13 protein-coding genes are annotated in these 15,498 nt (G+C 73.1%); 5 read left to right on the forward strand and 8 right to left on the reverse strand.

Annotated features, from left to right (window positions below; all coding sequences use genetic code 11):
* The first annotated feature begins 51 nt into the window (after positions 1-51).
* Both RM572_RS18345 and RM572_RS18350 read left to right on the forward strand, forming a co-directional pair.
* The gene (locus RM572_RS18345; protein ID WP_311674434.1) at positions 52-744 is read left to right on the forward strand and encodes a DUF3558 family protein; all 693 of its coding nucleotides are present in this window, start codon (positions 52-54) and stop codon (positions 742-744) included.
* A gap of 49 nt (positions 745-793) precedes the next feature.
* Positions 794-2,431: a DUF2637 domain-containing protein gene (locus RM572_RS18350; RefSeq protein ID WP_311674435.1), complete on the forward strand. Its 1,638-nt coding sequence runs from the start codon at positions 794-796 to the stop codon at positions 2,429-2,431.
* A 73-nt stretch (positions 2,432-2,504) separates the two neighbouring features.
* On the opposite strand, the gene lysS is transcribed toward RM572_RS18350, so the two are convergent.
* Positions 2,505-4,259: a lysine--tRNA ligase gene (lysS, locus tag RM572_RS18355; RefSeq protein ID WP_311674436.1), complete on the reverse strand. Its 1,755-nt coding sequence runs from the start codon at positions 4,257-4,259 to the stop codon at positions 2,505-2,507.
* A 143-nt stretch (positions 4,260-4,402) separates the two neighbouring features.
* Between lysS and argS the strand changes: the two genes are divergently transcribed.
* Together argS and RM572_RS18365 are read left to right on the forward strand one after the other, a co-directional pair.
* Positions 4,403-6,193 carry an arginine--tRNA ligase gene (gene argS, locus RM572_RS18360; protein WP_311674437.1) on the forward strand — a complete coding sequence of 597 codons (1,791 nt, stop codon included), beginning with the start codon at positions 4,403-4,405 and terminating at the stop codon, positions 6,191-6,193.
* Positions 6,194-6,388: 195 nt separating this feature from the next.
* Positions 6,389-7,849: an FAD-binding protein gene (locus RM572_RS18365; RefSeq protein ID WP_311674438.1), complete on the forward strand. Its 1,461-nt coding sequence runs from the start codon at positions 6,389-6,391 to the stop codon at positions 7,847-7,849.
* Between the two features lie 85 nt (positions 7,850-7,934).
* Here RM572_RS18365 and RM572_RS18370 read toward each other — a convergent pair whose 3' ends face one another.
* The 4 genes from RM572_RS18370 to RM572_RS18385 are packed head-to-tail and all read right to left on the reverse strand — an operon-like array spanning position 7,935 to position 11,170.
* Positions 7,935-8,903: a hypothetical protein gene (locus RM572_RS18370; protein WP_311674439.1), complete on the reverse strand. Its 969-nt coding sequence runs from the start codon at positions 8,901-8,903 to the stop codon at positions 7,935-7,937.
* Positions 8,904-8,937: 34 nt separating this feature from the next.
* Positions 8,938-9,888, reverse strand: a complete 951-nt coding sequence (locus tag RM572_RS18375; RefSeq protein ID WP_311674440.1) for a DUF2339 domain-containing protein — start codon at positions 9,886-9,888, stop codon at positions 8,938-8,940.
* Complete coding sequence (locus RM572_RS18380; RefSeq protein ID WP_311674441.1) at positions 9,885-10,787, reverse strand: ABC transporter ATP-binding protein; 903 nt, start codon at positions 10,785-10,787, stop codon at positions 9,885-9,887. The genes RM572_RS18375 and RM572_RS18380 overlap by 4 nt, the downstream gene beginning before the upstream one ends.
* A complete protein-coding gene (locus RM572_RS18385; RefSeq protein ID WP_311674442.1) occupies positions 10,784-11,170 on the reverse strand; it encodes a GntR family transcriptional regulator in 387 nt (128 codons plus the stop codon). Before RM572_RS18385 ends, RM572_RS18380 begins: the two co-directional genes overlap by 4 nt.
* Before the next feature lie 113 nt (positions 11,171-11,283).
* On the opposite strand from RM572_RS18385, the gene RM572_RS18390 reads away from it, so the two are divergent.
* The gene (locus RM572_RS18390; protein ID WP_311674443.1) at positions 11,284-11,706 is read left to right on the forward strand and encodes a hypothetical protein; all 423 of its coding nucleotides are present in this window, start codon (positions 11,284-11,286) and stop codon (positions 11,704-11,706) included.
* Between the two features lie 72 nt (positions 11,707-11,778).
* On the opposite strand, the gene hemB is transcribed toward RM572_RS18390, so the two are convergent.
* The 3 genes from hemB to hemC all read right to left on the reverse strand — a co-directional run bounded on the left by hemB (position 11,779) and on the right by hemC (position 15,487).
* Positions 11,779-12,798 (reverse strand): porphobilinogen synthase, encoded by a 1,020-nt coding sequence (hemB, locus tag RM572_RS18395; protein ID WP_311674444.1) that lies wholly within the window; start codon positions 12,796-12,798, stop codon positions 11,779-11,781.
* Positions 12,795-14,435: a bifunctional uroporphyrinogen-III C-methyltransferase/uroporphyrinogen-III synthase gene (locus RM572_RS18400; RefSeq protein ID WP_311674465.1), complete on the reverse strand. Its 1,641-nt coding sequence runs from the start codon at positions 14,433-14,435 to the stop codon at positions 12,795-12,797. Before RM572_RS18400 ends, hemB begins: the two co-directional genes overlap by 4 nt.
* A gap of 110 nt (positions 14,436-14,545) precedes the next feature.
* Positions 14,546-15,487 (reverse strand): hydroxymethylbilane synthase, encoded by a 942-nt coding sequence (hemC, locus tag RM572_RS18405; protein ID WP_051308521.1) that lies wholly within the window; start codon positions 15,485-15,487, stop codon positions 14,546-14,548.
* Positions 15,488-15,498: the final 11 nt, after the last annotated feature.

Genomic DNA, 15,498 nt, shown 5'->3' on the forward strand with positions numbered 1-15,498 from the left:
CCGGAACCCCGGACGGCCGGACCCCGAAGAGAAACCGGAAGCGAAGGAACCATGCACCGAATCACCCCGCGACTGGCCCGCCGGGCCGCCTGCGCAGCCGTGGCCGTTCCCGTGCTGCTGGTGGCCGGATGCTCCTCGGACTCCGGCGACCCGGAGCCGACCGGCCCCTCCTCCTCGGCGTCGGCGAGCACCGGCGGGAAGAAGCCCGACCCGGCCGCGTACAAGAGCCTGCCGGACCCGTGCAAGGCCGTGTCCGAGAAGACCGTCGAGGACGTGGTGCCCGGCACGGAGGACAAGTCCGGGAAGAACCTGGCCTCTTCGGACACCGACAGCTACGGCGCCTGCCTGTGGAGCGGCGGCAGCGGCGACATCGACGCCGACTACCGCGCCCTGACGGTGTCCCTGAAGCGGTACGACACCGACGCCTCGCTCGGCTCGGGCGACGAGCAGGCGCAGCGCTTCGTCCAGCAGGAGGTCCAGGCGGTCGAGGGCGACGAGGCGCACAAGAAGCCCGAGCAGAGCAAGGTCTCCGGCGTGGGCGACGAAGCGCTGGCCGTCACCTACGAGACCGAGAAGAAGGACAACACCTACCGCGCCACCCGCGTCGTGGTCCGGGACCAGAACGTCGTCGTGACGGTCGATTACGAGGGCACCGGATTCGAGGACGCGGATCCGCCCAGCCGCGACGAGGTGCGCAAGAACGCAGAAAAGGTGGCGAAGGAGGCCTCCGGCGCCATCGGGTGACGCGAAACCGCACAGGTGTGCAAGGCTGAGCGCCGCCAGCTTCCCGAGGGTGGGGTCCACACCAGTGCAGTCCGTCGAACTCAACCGCACACACCGGATACTCGTCGGCGTCGTCGTGACCGGCGCGGTCGTCATCGCGGCCATCGGCTTCGCCGGGTCGTACGCGGCCGTGCGCGACCTGGCCGAGAAGAAGGGGTTCGGCGCCTTCGCGCCCTTCTTCCCCATCGGCATCGACGCGGGCATCGTGGTGCTGCTCGCGCTCGACCTGCTGCTGACGTGGATCCGCATCCCGTTCCCGCTGCTGCGGCAGACCGCGTGGCTGCTGACCGCGGCGACCATCGCGTTCAACGGCGCCGCCGCCTGGCCCGATCCGCTGGGCGTCGGCATGCACGCCGTCATCCCGGTGCTGTTCGTGGTCGCGGTGGAGGCGGCCCGGCACGCGATCGGCCGGATCGCCGACATCACCGCCGACAAGCACATGGAGGGCGTACGGCTCTCCCGCTGGCTGCTGGCGTTCCCGTCGACGTTCCGGCTGTGGCGGCGGATGAAGCTGTGGGAGCTGCGGTCGTACGAGCAGGTCATCGCAATGGAACAGGACCGGCTGGTGTACGAGGCGCGGCTGCGCGCCCGTTACGGCCGTGGCTGGCGCCGCAAGGCACCCGTCGAGGCGATGATGCCCCTCCGACTCGCCCGCTACGGCGTGCCGTTGACGGAGACGGGCCCGGCCGGTCTGGCGGCGGCGGGCATCACGGTGCCCGCACGGCTCACCTCCGGCACGGAGAGCGCCTCCGGCGCGGACACCCCCGGACAGGCCGGACGGGCCCTGCTGCCGGGCGTCTCGGACGCGCCCGGCGCGGTGCACGCGGGCGGCGGAGCCGACGCGGCACACGGCGGCACGGCGGCCGAGGCTCGGGGGGCGCACGAACGCGCGGCGGCTCCCTCCCTCACCAAGGAGGACGCCGCCACCGCACCGGAGGAACGACCGCCGCTGCGGGAACGCTCCGCGTACGACGACGACATGGCCGCGGAGTACGCCACCGAGTACCGCCCCGCGCCCGAGTACATACCCGCCCCGCCGCCCCAGGGCACCCACCCCGGCGGTCACCCGGACCTCGATCCTCGGTGGGAGGAGCCCGTCGCCGTCTCCCCCACCGGCGAATACCCGCTCCCCGAGATCCCCGACGAACCCGCCGCCCCGGCCGCCTCCGGGTACGCCTACGCGGAGGACACCGGCCGCCGGCATCCGCAGGTGACCGTGCCCGTCGTCCAGGGCGGGCGGCAGCGCCCGCTGGGCCGCAGCGGCGCCCCGGACGGCGGCCGCGGCGCGTACGCACCGAGCCAGCAGGAGCTGTTCGTCGAACCGGAACCGGCGCCCCCGGCCCCCGAGCCGGAGCCCGCGCCGGCCCCCGCGCCGCCCGTTCCGGAACCCGAGCCGGACGCGTACGGGGGCGACGAGCCGATCGGTGTCCCGGACGGCGTCCCGCGCGAAGAGATGTACTTCGAGGCGTACCGGCAGTACATCGCCGCGCACGGCAGCCGGCCCTCGGCGCGCGACCTCTCGCGGGCGCTGCACGACGGCTTCGGCGTCACGAACGTGGACGGCAACCTGCTGAGCGAGCCGTACCTGCGCGCCTACCTGCGCGAGTTCCGCGAGCGCTACAGCTCCGAGATGGGCATCTCCATCTGACGGCGGGAGCATTCGCTTCCCAGCCCCGCATCTCCCGTTGACCGCCCACGCGAGGGCGGTCAACGGGAGGGGCTCACGCCCCCAGCAGCTTGCGGACGCGGTCGGCGCCCACCGCCAGAAGCAGCGTCGGGAGCCTCGGCCCCGTCTCACGGCTCACCAGCAGCCGGTACAGCAGGGCGAAGAACGCCCGCTGGGCCACCTTCAGTTCGGGCGTCGGCTTGGCGTCGGGCGCCAGCCCGGCCCGTACCTTCGGCACGCCGTAGACCAGCGACGTGAGCCCGTCCAGTGACCAGTGCTCGTCCAGCCCGTCGAGCAGCAGGCGCAGCGACTCCCGCTGCTCCTCGTCCAGCGAGCCGAGCAGGGCGCCGTCGGGCTCGTCCCGCACCCGCGTGCGCTGGTCGGCCGGCACCTGCGTGGTGATCCAGCGCTCGGCGCGGTCCAGCCGCGGCCGGGTCTCGTCCAGGTCGCGTACGGGCTGCTCCGGGTCCAGCTCGCTCAGGATGCGGAGGGTCTGCTCCGCATTCCCGGCGGTGACGTCGGCCACCGAGGCGAGCGTGCGGAACGGCAGCGGCCGCGGCGTCGCGGGCAACGGGCCCGCGGCCGTGGTCGAGGCGCGCAGGTGCGCGGCGAGGTCCGCGGGCTGCGCGGAGCCGTCGGCGATCTTGCGGCCGAGCGCGTCCCACTCGTCGTAGGTGCGCTGGATCTCCTGGTCGAGCGCGATCTTGAACGCCTGGTTCGGCTTGCGCCGCGCGTAGAGCCAGCGCAGCAGCGGCGCCTCCATGATCTCCAGCGCCTCGGACGGGGTCGGCACCCCGCCGCGCGAGCTGGACATCTTGGCCATGCCGCTGATGCCCACGAAGGCGTACATCGGGCCGATCGGCTGCTCGCCGCCGAAGATCTCCCGCACCAGCTGCCCGCCGACCACGAAGGACGAGCCGGGCGACTGGTGGTCGACGCCGCTGGGCTCGAAGGTCACGCCCTCGTAGGCCCAGCGCATCGGCCAGTCGACCTTCCAGACCAGCTTGCCGCGGTCGTACTCGCGCAGCAGCACCGTCTCGGTGTGGCCGCACTCGCAGACGTAGGTCAGCTCGGTGCTCTCGTCGTCGTACGCGGTGACCCGGGTCAGGTCGCGCGCGCAGACGCCGCAATAGGGCTTGTACGGGTAGTAGGAGCCGGAGCCGGAGCCGGAGCCGTCGTCCTCGGCGGCCGCGCCGGAGCCCTCGGCCGCCTCGATCTCGGCCGCGTCCTTCGGCTTCTGCTGCTGCTTGCCCTTCTTGCCGCCGCCCTGGCCGCCCTGCGCGTTCTTGTCGAGCGTGCGGTAGCGGTCGAGCACGGCGTCGATGCGGGCGCGCTCGCGCATGGCGAAGAGGATCTGCTCGCGGTAGGCGCCGGAGGTGTACCTCTCCGTCTGGCTGATGCCGCGGAACTCCACGCCCAGCTCGCCCAGCGCGTCGGACATGGCCGTGCGGAAGTGCTCGGCCCAGTTTCCGTACGGGCTGCCCTGCGGCGCGGGGACCGAGGTCAGCGGCTTGCCGATGTGCTCGCTCCACGACGTGTCGACGCCCTCGACACCGGCCGGCACCTTGCGGAACCGGTCGTAGTCGTCCCACGAGATGATGTGCTCGCACGGCACGCCGCGCCGCTTGATCTCGTCCGCGACCAGGTGCGGGACCATCACCTCGCGCAGGTTGCCCAGATGGATCGGCCCGGAGGGGCTGAGACCGGAGGCGCACACCACCGGTTTCCCGGGGGCGCGGCGCTCCGCTTCGGCGATGACGTCATCGGCGATACGGGAGACCCAGTCGGCCTCGGGGGTGGTCTGTGCCACGTCCGGTACTTCCTTCTCGTGTGTGCGTCGACAGGGGTGCGCACCCATTGTCCCATCCGGAAATCGGGTCGCGGGCCACGGTGGGCGCCGTGGGATACTGGTCGGCAATCCCTTTCCACGCCGACAGAACGGTGACCCACTCCATGGCCTCGGTCCAGTCCCTCTCCGCTGCGGTCCACCAGCGCCTCGCGGAAGCCCTCTCGGCGGCGGTGCCCGAGTCGGCGGACGCCGACCCGCTGCTGCGCCGAAGCGACCGGGCGGACTTCCAGGCCAACGGCATGCTGGCGCTCGCGAAGAAGCTCAAGGGCAACCCGCGGGAGCTGGCGTCCAAGGTCGTCGCGGCGATCCCGGCGAACGACGAGATCAAGCAGATCGAGGTCTCCGGCCCCGGCTTCCTCAACATCACCGTTTCCGACGCGGCGCTGGTGCGGACCCTGGCGGCCCGGGCGGCGGACGGCCGGCTCGGCGTGCCGTACAAGACCGACCCCGGCACCTCGGTTGTGGACTACGCGCAGCCGAACGTCGCCAAGGAGATGCACGTCGGCCACCTGCGGTCGACGGTGATCGGCGACGCGGTGGTCAACCTGCTGGAGCACCGGGGCGAGAAGGTGGTCCGGCGGCACCACATCGGCGACTGGGGCACCCAGTTCGGCATGCTCACGCAGTACCTCATCGAGCACCCGCACGAGCTGGACCACGCGTCGGACACCGCGGCCGGCGACGGTGGGGCAGACGTCGAGGGCAACGCCGCGATGGCCCGGCTGAACCGGCTCTACAAGGCCTCCCGGGTGCTGTTCGACACCGACCCGGAGTTCAAGGAGCGGGCCCGGGACCGGCTGGTGAAGCTCCAGGGCGGCGACGCGCAGACCCTCGGCCTGTGGCACAAGATCGTCGACGAGTCGAAGATCTACTTCCAGGGCGTCTACGCACGGCTCGACGTCGAGATCGCCGACGAGGACGTCGTCGGCGAGAGCGCCTACAACGACGACCTGCACGCCGTGGTGAAGGACCTCGAGGAATCGGGGGTCGCGGTGCGGTCGGAGGGCGCGCTGTGCGTGTTCTTCGACGACGTGAAGGGCCCGGACGGCACCCCGACGCCGCTGATCGTGCAGAAGTCCAACGGCGGCTTCGGCTACGCCGCGACCGACCTGGCCGCGATCCGGAACCGGATCGGCGACCTCAAGGCCGACACCCTGCTGTACGTCGTGGACGCGCGGCAGGCGCTGCACTTCCGGATGGTGTTCGAGACCGCGCAGCGGGCCGGCTGGCTGCCGGAGGGCGCGGCCCGGCAGCTGCCGTTCGGCACCGTGCTGGGCAAGGACGGCAAGCCGTTCAAGACCCGGGAGGGCGAGACCGTACGGCTGGTCGACCTGCTGGGCGAGGCGGTCGGCCGGGCGGCCGAGGTGGTCCGGGAGAAGAGCGAGAACCTGGGGCTGTCGGAGGCCGAGATCACCGAGCGGGCCTCCCAGGTGGGCGTCGGCGCCATCAAGTACGCCGACCTGTCCAACTCCATGACCCGCGACTACGTCTTCGACCTGGACCGGATGGTCTCGCTCAACGGCGACACCAGCGTGTACCTCCAGTACGCCTACGCACGGATCCGGTCCATCCTGCGGAAGGCGCCGGAGGGCGCCGAGCCCGTGGCGAAGGCGGAGCTGTCCCTGGAGCCGGCGGAGCGGGCGCTCGCCCTGCATCTGGACGACTTCGCCGACACGGTCGCGGGCGCGGCGGACCTGTACGAGCCGCACAAGCTGGCGGCGTACCTGTACCAGCTCGCGTCGCTCTACACGACCTTCTACGACCAGTGCCCGGTCCTGAAGGCCGAGGGCGGCCCGGACCAGGTCGCCAACCGCCTGTTCCTCTGCGACCTCACGGCGCGGACGCTGCACCAGGGCATGGCCCTGCTCGGCATCCGCACACCCGAGCGCCTGTAGTACGCGCCTTCGCGCTCCTCCGATGGGGTGGTCCGTCTCTTCAGACCGACCACCCCACGGATGGTCGGCGCGAAGATCGAACTGGAAACAGACACACTCCTGCGACGCTGATGCTTCGAACCGGCGCGCGCCGCGCCCCTCGCCGGTAGCATCCTCCGCGCTGACGTCACGTCACCGCCGCCGAGAGGATCGCGCATGCTGTCGAAGCCGACCCGCCGTACCGCGCTGAGAGGAGCGGCCGCCGCGGCCGTCGTCGTCGGGTTCGACCCGGCCGGACGCGCCTGGGCCGTCGAGGGGGACGGCGGCCCCTTCGACGAAGTGCCGCCGCTGGACGGCACGCTGCTCACCGACGACGCGTCCCGCGCCGCCGCGGCCGACGACTACGGCCACATCGTGCACCGCACACCCGCCGCCGTCCTCCGCCCCGGCTCGGTGGACGACATCGTGGCCATGGTCCGCTACTGCCGCCGCCACGGCATCGACGTCGCCCCCCGCGGCCAGGGCCACACCACCTTCGGCCAGGCCCAGGTGAAGAACGGCCTCGTCATCGAGACCACGCCGCTCGCCGGCATCGGCCCGGTACGGGACGGCCGGGTGACCGTCGGCGCCGGAGTGCGCTGGTCGACGCTCGCCAAGGCCACCCTCGAACACGGCCTCACCCCGCCCGTCTTCACCGACTACCTCGAACTCTCCGTCGGCGGCACACTTTCCGTCGGCGGCATCGGCGGCCAGACGCACGCACACGGCGCCCAGGTCGACACCGTCACCGAACTGGAGGTCGTCACCGGCGCCGGGGAGTACGTGCGCTGCTCCCCCGACCGGCGGCGCGACCTGTTCGACGCGGTACGCGCCGGCCTCGGCCAGTGCGCGATCGTCGTCGGCGCGACGCTGCAACTGGTCACCGCGCCGGAGACGGTACGGCACTTCCTGCTGCCGTACGACGACCTGCACACCTTCCTGGCGGACCAGCGCCGGCTGGTCGAGGAACGCCGCTTCGCCTACGTCGAGGGACAGGTCGCCGCCGACGACACCGGCGCCTTCCGCACCTACGTCCTGGAGGCCACGGCGTACGGCCCGCCGGCCGGCCCCGAGCCGGACGACGAACTGCTGCTGCGCGGCCTCCGCCACGACCCCGCCGGGGCCACGGCGGAGACGCTCGACTACTACGCCTTCATCGACCGGCTGGGCCCGGTCGTGGAACAGCTCAAGGAAGCCGGGCTCTGGGACGACGCCCACCCGTGGCTCAACCTGCTGCTCCCCGGCGACGAGGCGGAACGCCTCGCCGGGGGCATCCTCGCCGGCCTCACCCCGGCGGACGTCGGCCCGGCGGGCGTCGTCCTGCTCTACCCGCTGCAGCGCGAGGAGCTGCGCACCCCGCTGCTGAAGATGCCGCGCGACCGCGTGCCGTACCTCCTCGCCGTGCTCCGCACCTGCCCGCCGGAGGACACCGCGACGGTCGACCGGCTGCTCGCCGCCAACCGCGACGCGTACGAGACGGTGCGCGACCGGGGCGGCAAGCAGTACCCCGTCGGCTCCGTCCCCTTCGGCCGCGACGACTGGCACGACCACTTCGGCCGCGCCTGGCCGTTCCTGGCCGCCGCCCGCCGCCGCTACGACCCGGACGGCATCCTCGTCCCCGGCCAGGGCATCTTCTGACCCCGGTCCACACGACGGTGCGGGGTGCCGTCCCCCCTCCGGACGGCACCCCGCACCGGGTCACGGCCGCCTCACGGCAGGCGCCTCACGGCAACCTCCTCCGCAGCAGCCAGAACGCGGCCGCCGTCAGCCCGGCCGCCAGCCCCAGCACGATGCCGGTCTCCACGAGTTGCAGCGGCCAGTAGTGGGAGGAGGGGTGAAAGTCCACGTAGGACTGAGCATCACGCTGGGCGAAGCACTCCGAGATGCCGTTGGTGGGCGGCACCGGCCCTTCGAAGCACGTGGCGAGGTCGAAGCGCTCGCCGGACGGCGTGATCCCGCCTCGCTCGACGATCTGGGCATCGATCGGAGGATGCGTCTCCCTCCACGGACCCGTCCGCGTCACCACCGGCCACAGGTCGGGCCGGTACACGTGCCCCAGGGCCTGCGTCAGCCCCGTGACGACGGCCGCGACGGTCAGCGCTACGAGCGTGCGCCGCACCAGCAGACCCACGGTTGCCCCGAGCACCAGACCGAACAGCACATAGGCGGTGCCGGTGGGGCCCCCCACGAGGAACCCCTCCCCCTTGAACCAGCTCGGCGGGTTGGGCGAGTGGCCCGAGAGGAAGACCCACCGGTACAGCGGCGTCAGCACCGCCATGCCGGCGACGAGCAGGACGGCGGGGACCGCCAGTCTGGTGGCCAGCCAACGGGCCGGCGAAAGCGATTGTGTCCACGCCAGCGAGGCGGTCCCGTTCTCCAGCTCGCGCCCCACCAGCGCTGCACCGGCGAACGCGGCCACGGCGACGGGGAAGTAGGCGATGGCCCCGCCGGCGAAGACCGTCAGGAACTCGTACGCGCCACGGGCACGGATCACGTCGACGGTGCACGGCGGGTCCGGTACCCCGCACGCGGCGAGAGCGTCGCCGAGTCGCCCGCCGAACGTGTACGCCGCGAGCAGGGTGACGCCCCCGAGCGCGAGGCAGGCGAGGTAGATCCGCAGGACCGTGCGGTTCGTGGTCAGGACGGACCAGGTCAGACCACGAGGGCGGAGCCCGAGGGGCAGGGCGGTCACGGGGTTTCCTTCCAGTGGTGCCAGTCGTGGCGGGTCACGGCAACCGCCGCCGCAGCAGCCAGAATGCGGCCGTCACCAGCGCGGCGGCGAGTGCCAGCACGATGCCGGTCTCCACGAGCTGCAGCGGCCAGTAGTGCGAGGAGGGGTGGAACAGTACGTAGTGGTCGGCGTCGTACTTCTCCAGGCAGCTGCGGACGTCGAACTCCGGCTGCGGCACCCGGAAGCACCGGTCGAACGAGAAGCGTTCGCCCGAGGCGGTGACTCCGCCCGTCTCGGCGATGTAGGCGTTGTTCGCGAGGCCGGTGTGGTTTCCGGACACGAAGACCTTCGGCCAGAGGTCGAAGCGGAAGACCGCGCCGAGGATCATCGCCGCGCCGGTGAAGCCCACGCCCGCAGCCAGCGCGGGCAGCGTACGGCGGAGGAGCAGCCCGGCCACCGCGCCGACCACGAGGGCGAGGAGCAGGTAGGCGGTCCCGGTCGGCCCCGTGGCGAGGTAAGGGTTGACGCCGTGCCACTCAGGGGCGAAGTCCCGGTCATCGGCCCAGCGCACCAACAGCGTCAGCGGAATCGTGCCGGCGACCAGGAGCAGCGCCGGCAGCGTCAGTTTCCCGACCAGCCAGCGGACCGGCGTCACCGACTGTGTCCAGGCCAGGGCCGCGGTGCCGTTGTCCATCTCACGCCCCACCAGCGCGGCGCCGGCGAACCCGGCGACGGCGAGCGGCAGGAAGGCGAGCAAGCCCTGCACGAGGGCCAGGGTGAATCGGTAGGTCTCGATCTGCTTGCCCACGTCGTAGTCGCACCCCAGGTCGCCCGCGGAGCACGCGTCGGAGGCCTCGACGACATGGGCACCGTAGAAGTGGAGGGCCACCAGCGCGGCGGCGCCCAGCACCAGGCAGCCCAGCCAGATCCGGAGGACCGCACGGTGGGTCGTGAGGACCGTCCAGGTCAGACCACCGGGGCGAAGAGCCGCAGGCAGCAGACTCATGCGGTGGCCCCCTGCTGCGCGGGGGCGGTGCCGTCGGTGAGCAGCGGCTCCGCCGCCGGGTTGCGCAGGTGGGCGAGGATCAGCTCCTCCAGGGTGGGTTGCTCCACCTGCCAGTCGCCGTCCAGGGCACCGCGCGACCGTACGAGGGCCGTGCTGCCGCGGCCGGTGGGCCGCTGCTCCACGACGAGATGCGGGCCGAAGTCGGGCCCCCGACCCGTCAGCAGCACGTGGGCGGCGAGGAGGTCGTCGACCCGGCCGGCGAGGCGGACACGGCCGCCGCCGAGCAGCAGCAGGTGGTCGCAGGAGTTCTCCAGTTCCGCGACCACGTGGGAGGACATGACGACCGTCGTGCCGTGTTCGGTGGCCTCCGCGAGCAGGGCGCCGGCGAGTTCGTGGCGGGCGAGCGGGTCGAGGTCGGCCATCGGCTCGTCCAGCAGCATCAGGTCGGCGCGTTTGCCCACGGCCAGGGCGAGGGCGACCCGGGTGCGTTGTCCGCCGGAGAGGCGGCGGATCTTCGCGCCGGGTTCGAGTCCGCTCGCGTACGCGATCCGCTCGGCGGCCCCGGCGTCCCAGCGGCGCGGGTTCAGCTCCGCACCGAAGCGCAGCGTCTCAGCGACCGTCAACTGCGGGTGCAGCGGCTTGTTCTGCGCGACGTAGGCCACGCGCTCCCGCATGGCCGCCGGAGCGCCGCCGAGGACCCGTACGGTGCCCTCGGCCGGGCGCAGCAGCCCGGCGGCGAGCTTCAGCAACGTCGACTTGCCGGTGCCGTTCGGCCCCACCAGCGCGCAGATCCGCCCGGCCGGCAGCCGGAACGCGCACCCGTCCAGCACCGTCCCCTTCCGGCGGCCGTACCGCATCCCCAGCCCGGCCGCCTCCAGGGCGGCCCCGTCCTGACTCATCCGTCCCCCTCGGGAAACTCCCGGTCCAGTGCGGCCGCGAAGAGCGCGGCCACGTCCTCTCGTTCGAGCCCGGCGCGCCGGGCTCGTCGCGTCCAGTCGGCCAGCTCCACGGCGTACGGGGAGTCGGCGGGGACGCCGCCCAGCGACCTCCGTACGAACGTGCCGAGTCCGCGCCGGGCCTCGACCAGCCCTTCGCGCTCCAGCTCGCGGTACGCCTTGAGCACCGTGTTCGGGTTCACCGCCGTCGCCTCGACGACCTCCCGCGCGGTCGGCAGCTTGTCGCCGGGTTCCAGGAGGCCCAGCCGTAGCGCCTGCTGCACCTGCCGCACGATCTGCACGTACGTGGCGACGCCGCTGCGCCGGTCGATCCGGAATTCGACCACGCCAGCACCACCCTTTCACTAATCAAGTAGTGAAAGGGTGGTGCACGGGCGCACCGCTGTCAACTCCCGTTGTGGAAGGGAACCCACGACCGGGGCCCCGCGTCCCGGACACCGTGAGAGGACACAGCTCGGGGCAGGCGGTGCTCGGATGCCTCGGCACGCTCGCCGGTACGGCTGCGGGTGCGGCGGCGTGGCAGCTGTCCGACGCCGCGCGCCGGTACTGCGGCTCCTACCCGGAGCACGGCTGGTGGGGACTGCACCCCGGAGGGCCGGCGCTGCCCGCGTCCCTGGTCGCCGGGGCGCTGGTGGCCGCCGCGGCGCAGGTCCTCGTTCTCCTGGCACTGCGGGGGCGCGACGTCGGCGCACGGCGGGCCGTCACGGTCACGGCCCTGGCGGTCACGGTCGCCCTGGCCCTGCTGACGTGGGCCCATTTCGCCTGGTGGGGGACGGTGCCGTTCCCGGGAGCGCCGAGCAACAGCGGCCGGTGCGGGCCGGACAACGTCCCGGACTGGTGGCCCGCCTGGCTGCCGGCCTGAACGTGCGCACGCCGCGGCGCACGCACGGGGCCGGGCGGGGCCGTGGGCGGGGCCCGGCGCGCGCGGCGGCGCTCAGCGCTGGGCGCGCAGCAGCTTCGCGGCCTCGACGGCCCAGTAGGTGAGGATCACGCTCGCGCCGGCGCGGGTGAAGGACGTCAGCGTCTCCAGGATCGCCGCGTCGCGGTCGATCCAGCCCTTCTCCGCGGCGGCCTCGACCATCGCGTACTCACCGGAGATCTGGTACACGCCCACCGGCACGTCCGTGCTCCCGGCGAAGTCGCGGAGGATGTCCAGGTAGGGCAGGCCCGGCTTGACCATCACCATGTCGGCGCCCTCGGCGAGGTCCAGGGACAACTCGCGCCGCGCCTCGCGGGCGTTGCCCGCCGGATCCTGCTGGTAGGTCTTCCGGTCGCCCTTCAGCGAGGAGGCGACGGCCTCCCGGAAGGGCCCGTAGAACGCGGAGGAGTACTTCGCCGTGTAGGCGAAGAGCGCCACGTCGGTGTGCCCGGCCGCGTCCAGCGCAGCCCGGGCGTGGCCGACCTGGCCGTCCATCATGCCGCTCGGCCCGAGCATGTGGGCGCCCGCGTCGGCCTGCACGCGGGCCATCTCGGCGTACCGCTCCAGCGTCGCGTCGTTGTCCACCCGGCCCTGCGCGTCGAGGACGCCGCAGTGCCCGTGGTCGGTGAACTCGTCCAGGCACAGGTCGGACATCAGGACCAGGTCGTCGCCGACCTCGGACCGGACGTCCCGCAGCGCCTGCTGGAGGATGCCGTCCGGGTCGGTGCCCTGCGAGCCGACCGCGTCCTTGACCAGCGGGACGCCGAACAGCATCAGCCCGCCGACGCCGGCCTCGACGGCCTCCACGGCGGCCTTCCGCAGCGTGTCCCGCGTGTGCTGGACGACGCCCGGCATCGAGGAGACCGGTACCGGATCGCTGATCCCCTCCCGCACGAAGGCGGGCAGGACCAGGTCGGACGGCCGGGTGCGGTGCTCCGCGACCATGCGGCGCAGGGCCGGTGTGGTGCGGAGCCGCCGCGGCCGGGCGGCGGGGAAGGCGCCGTGGCCGGACGGCGCGCGGTGCGGTGCGTTCACGAGGTGCGGGCCCTCCTTCGCTGCGGCCGCTTCTCGCTGGGCCGCTTCACGGGGTCGCCCGCCTCGATCTGCGCGGCCCGGCGCTGCGCGCCGAAGTCCGCCAGCGCCTCGGCGAGCTTGTGGACGGACGGCTCCGGCGACAGGACGTCCACGCGCAGCCCGTGCTCCTCGGCGGTCTTCGCCGTGGCGGGGCCGATGCAGGCGATCACGGTGACGTTGTGCGGCTTGCCCGCGATGCCGACCAGGTTCCGGACGGTGGAGGACGAGGTGAAGAGCACCGCGTCGAACCCGCCGCCCTTGATCGCCTCACGGGTGGTGGCCGGCGGCGGCGAGGCGCGCACCGTGCGGTACGCGGTCACGTCGTCGACCTCCCAGCCGAGTTCGATCAGCCCGGCGACGAGCGTCTCGGTGGCGATGTCGGCACGCGGCAGGAAGACACGGTCGATCGGGTCGAACACCGGGTCGTACGGCGGCCAGTCCTCCAGCAGCCCGGCCGCGGACTGCTCACCGCTGGGCACCAGGTCCGGCTTCACGCCGAAGTCGACCAGCGCCTTGGCGGTCTGCTCGCCGACGGCGGCGACCTTGATCCCGGCGAAGGCCCGCGCGTCCAGCCCGTACTCCTCGAACTTCTCCCGCACCGCCTTCACGGCGTTGAAGGAGGTGAACGCGATCCACTCGTACCGGCCGGTGACCAGGCCCTTCACGGCCCGCTCCATCTGCTGCGGGGTCCGCGGCGGCTCCACGGCGATGGTCGGCACCTCGGCGGGCACCGCGCCGTACGAACGGAGCTGGTCGGAGAGCGAGGCGGCCTGCTCCTTGGTGCGCGGCACCAGGACCTGCCAGCCGAACAGCGGCTTGGACTCGAACCAGGCCAGCCGGTCCCGCTGCGCGGGCGCGCTGCGCTCGCCGACCACGGCTATCACCGGCTGGGTGCCGTCCGCCGCGGGCAGCACCTTCGCGGACTTCAGGGTCTGCTGGAGGGTGCCGAGGGTGGCGCTCCAGGTGCGCTGACGGGTGGTGGTGCCGGCGATGGTCACCGAGACCGGGGTGTCCGGCTTGCGCCCGGCGGCGACGAGTTCGCCGGCGGTGCCGGTCACCGTCTCCAGAGTGCTGGAGACGACCACGGTGGAATCGCTGGAGCCGAGCTCGGTCCAGCATCTCGCGTCGGCGGTCGCCGCGTCGACGAACCGCACGTCGGCGCCGTGCTCGTCGCGCAGCGGCACACCGGCGTAGGCGGGCACGCCGACCGCGTTGGCGATGCCCGGCACCACCTCGAAGGTGATGCCCTCGTCGGCGCAGGCGAGCATCTCCCGGGCGGCGTCGGCGTCCAGCCCCGGGTCGCCCGCGACGGCACGTACGACCCGCTTGCCGCTGCGTGCGGCCGCCATGACAACATGTGCCCAATCGCCTGCGGCGTCGGGGGAGTTGGGGCCCTCGTGCGTCCCGGAACCGTCGTCCACCGCGCGCAGCGGGGTGTCCACGCCTGCCCGCGCATGGGTGCGCACGATGTCGTGCACCTGCGGGTCGGCGACGAGCACGTCGGCGTGCGACAGCGCCTCGACGGCGCGCAGCGTGAGCAGTCCCGGGTCCCCGGGACCGGCACCGAGGAAGGTGACGTGCCCGTGGGCTCCGTACAGGTGCGGGGCCGCTGCGGGAGCGACGGCCTGGGCGGGCGCCGGTGCGGCGGCCGCCGCGGTGGTCGGCGACGCCGTGCTGCGGTCGGCCGGCGTCTTGGCGGTGGTGGGGCTCAAAGTGCTCGCTCCCCCATCAGACCGGCCGCGCCCTTGGCCAGCATCTCGTCGGCGAGTCGGCGCCCCATCCTCTGCGGGGTCGCCCTGTCGTCGGCGGACGCCGGTGCGGGACCGGTGGTGGACAGCTGCACCAGCGTCTTGCCGTCGGTGGTGCCGACGACGCCACGCAGGCGCATTTCGGTGACGGTCCGCCCGTCGCCCGGAAGGTCCGCGAGCGCCCCGACGGGTGCGCTGCAGCCGGCCTCCAGGGCGGCGAGCAGGGTGCGCTCGGCGGTCACGGCGGCCCGCGTGTGCGGGTCGTCGAGCTCGACGAGCTGGGCGGCGAGGAGTACGTCGGTCGCGACGCACTCGACGGCCAGTGCCCCCTGGCCGGGGGCGGGAAGTACGGTGTCCGGGGAGAGCAGTTCGGTGACCTCGTCGGCCCGGCCGACCCGGTTCAGCCCCGCGGCGGCGAGCACGACCGCGTCGAGCTCGCCCGAGCGCACGTACCCGATCCGCGTGTCGATATTCCCCCGGATCGGCACCGTTTCGATCACGACGCCCAGCGCCCGCGCCCAGGCCTCCAGCTGCGCCATGCGGCGCGGCGATCCGGTGCCGATGCGCGCCGGGCGGCCCGCGCGCTCGCCGCTGCGGGCGAGCTGCTCGAAGCCGAGGCCGTCGCGGGCGATGAGCGCGTCGCGCGGGTCCTCGCGGACCGGGATGGCCGCCAGGTGCAGCTCCTCGGGCTGGCTGGTGGGCAGGTCCTTCAGCGAGTGCACGGCGAAGTCGATCTCGCCGCGCAGCAGTGCGTCGCGCAGCGCGGTGACGAAGACGCCGGTGCCGCCGATCTGCGCCAGGTGTTCACGGCTGGTGTCGCCGTAGGTGGTGATCTGCACCAGTTCGACCGGGCGGCCGGTGAGCCGGCGCACGGCCTCGGCGACCTGCTCGGACTGGGCCATCGCCAGCTTGC

It is taken from the genome of Streptomyces hazeniae, assembly GCF_031845485.1.
Taxonomy (GTDB): Bacteria; Actinomycetota; Actinomycetes; order Streptomycetales; family Streptomycetaceae; genus Streptomyces; species Streptomyces hazeniae.

What these genes read in the sequence shown, in the direction of transcription:
- RM572_RS18345 (WP_311674434.1), top strand. Translation starts at nt 52, where the DNA reads ATGCACCGAATCACCCCGCGACTGGCCCGCCGGGCCGCCTGCGCAGCC.
- argS (WP_311674437.1), top strand. Translation starts at nt 4,403, where the DNA reads ATGGCCTCGGTCCAGTCCCTCTCCGCTGCGGTCCACCAGCGCCTCGCG.
- RM572_RS18365 (WP_311674438.1), top strand. Translation starts at nt 6,389, where the DNA reads ATGCTGTCGAAGCCGACCCGCCGTACCGCGCTGAGAGGAGCGGCCGCC.
- RM572_RS18375 (WP_311674440.1), bottom strand. Translation starts at nt 9,888, where the DNA reads ATGAGTCTGCTGCCTGCGGCTCTTCGCCCCGGTGGTCTGACCTGGACG.
- RM572_RS18380 (WP_311674441.1), bottom strand. Translation starts at nt 10,787, where the DNA reads ATGAGTCAGGACGGGGCCGCCCTGGAGGCGGCCGGGCTGGGGATGCGG.
- hemC (WP_051308521.1), bottom strand. Translation starts at nt 15,487, where the DNA reads ATGGCCCAGTCCGAGCAGGTCGCCGAGGCCGTGCGCCGGCTCACCGGC.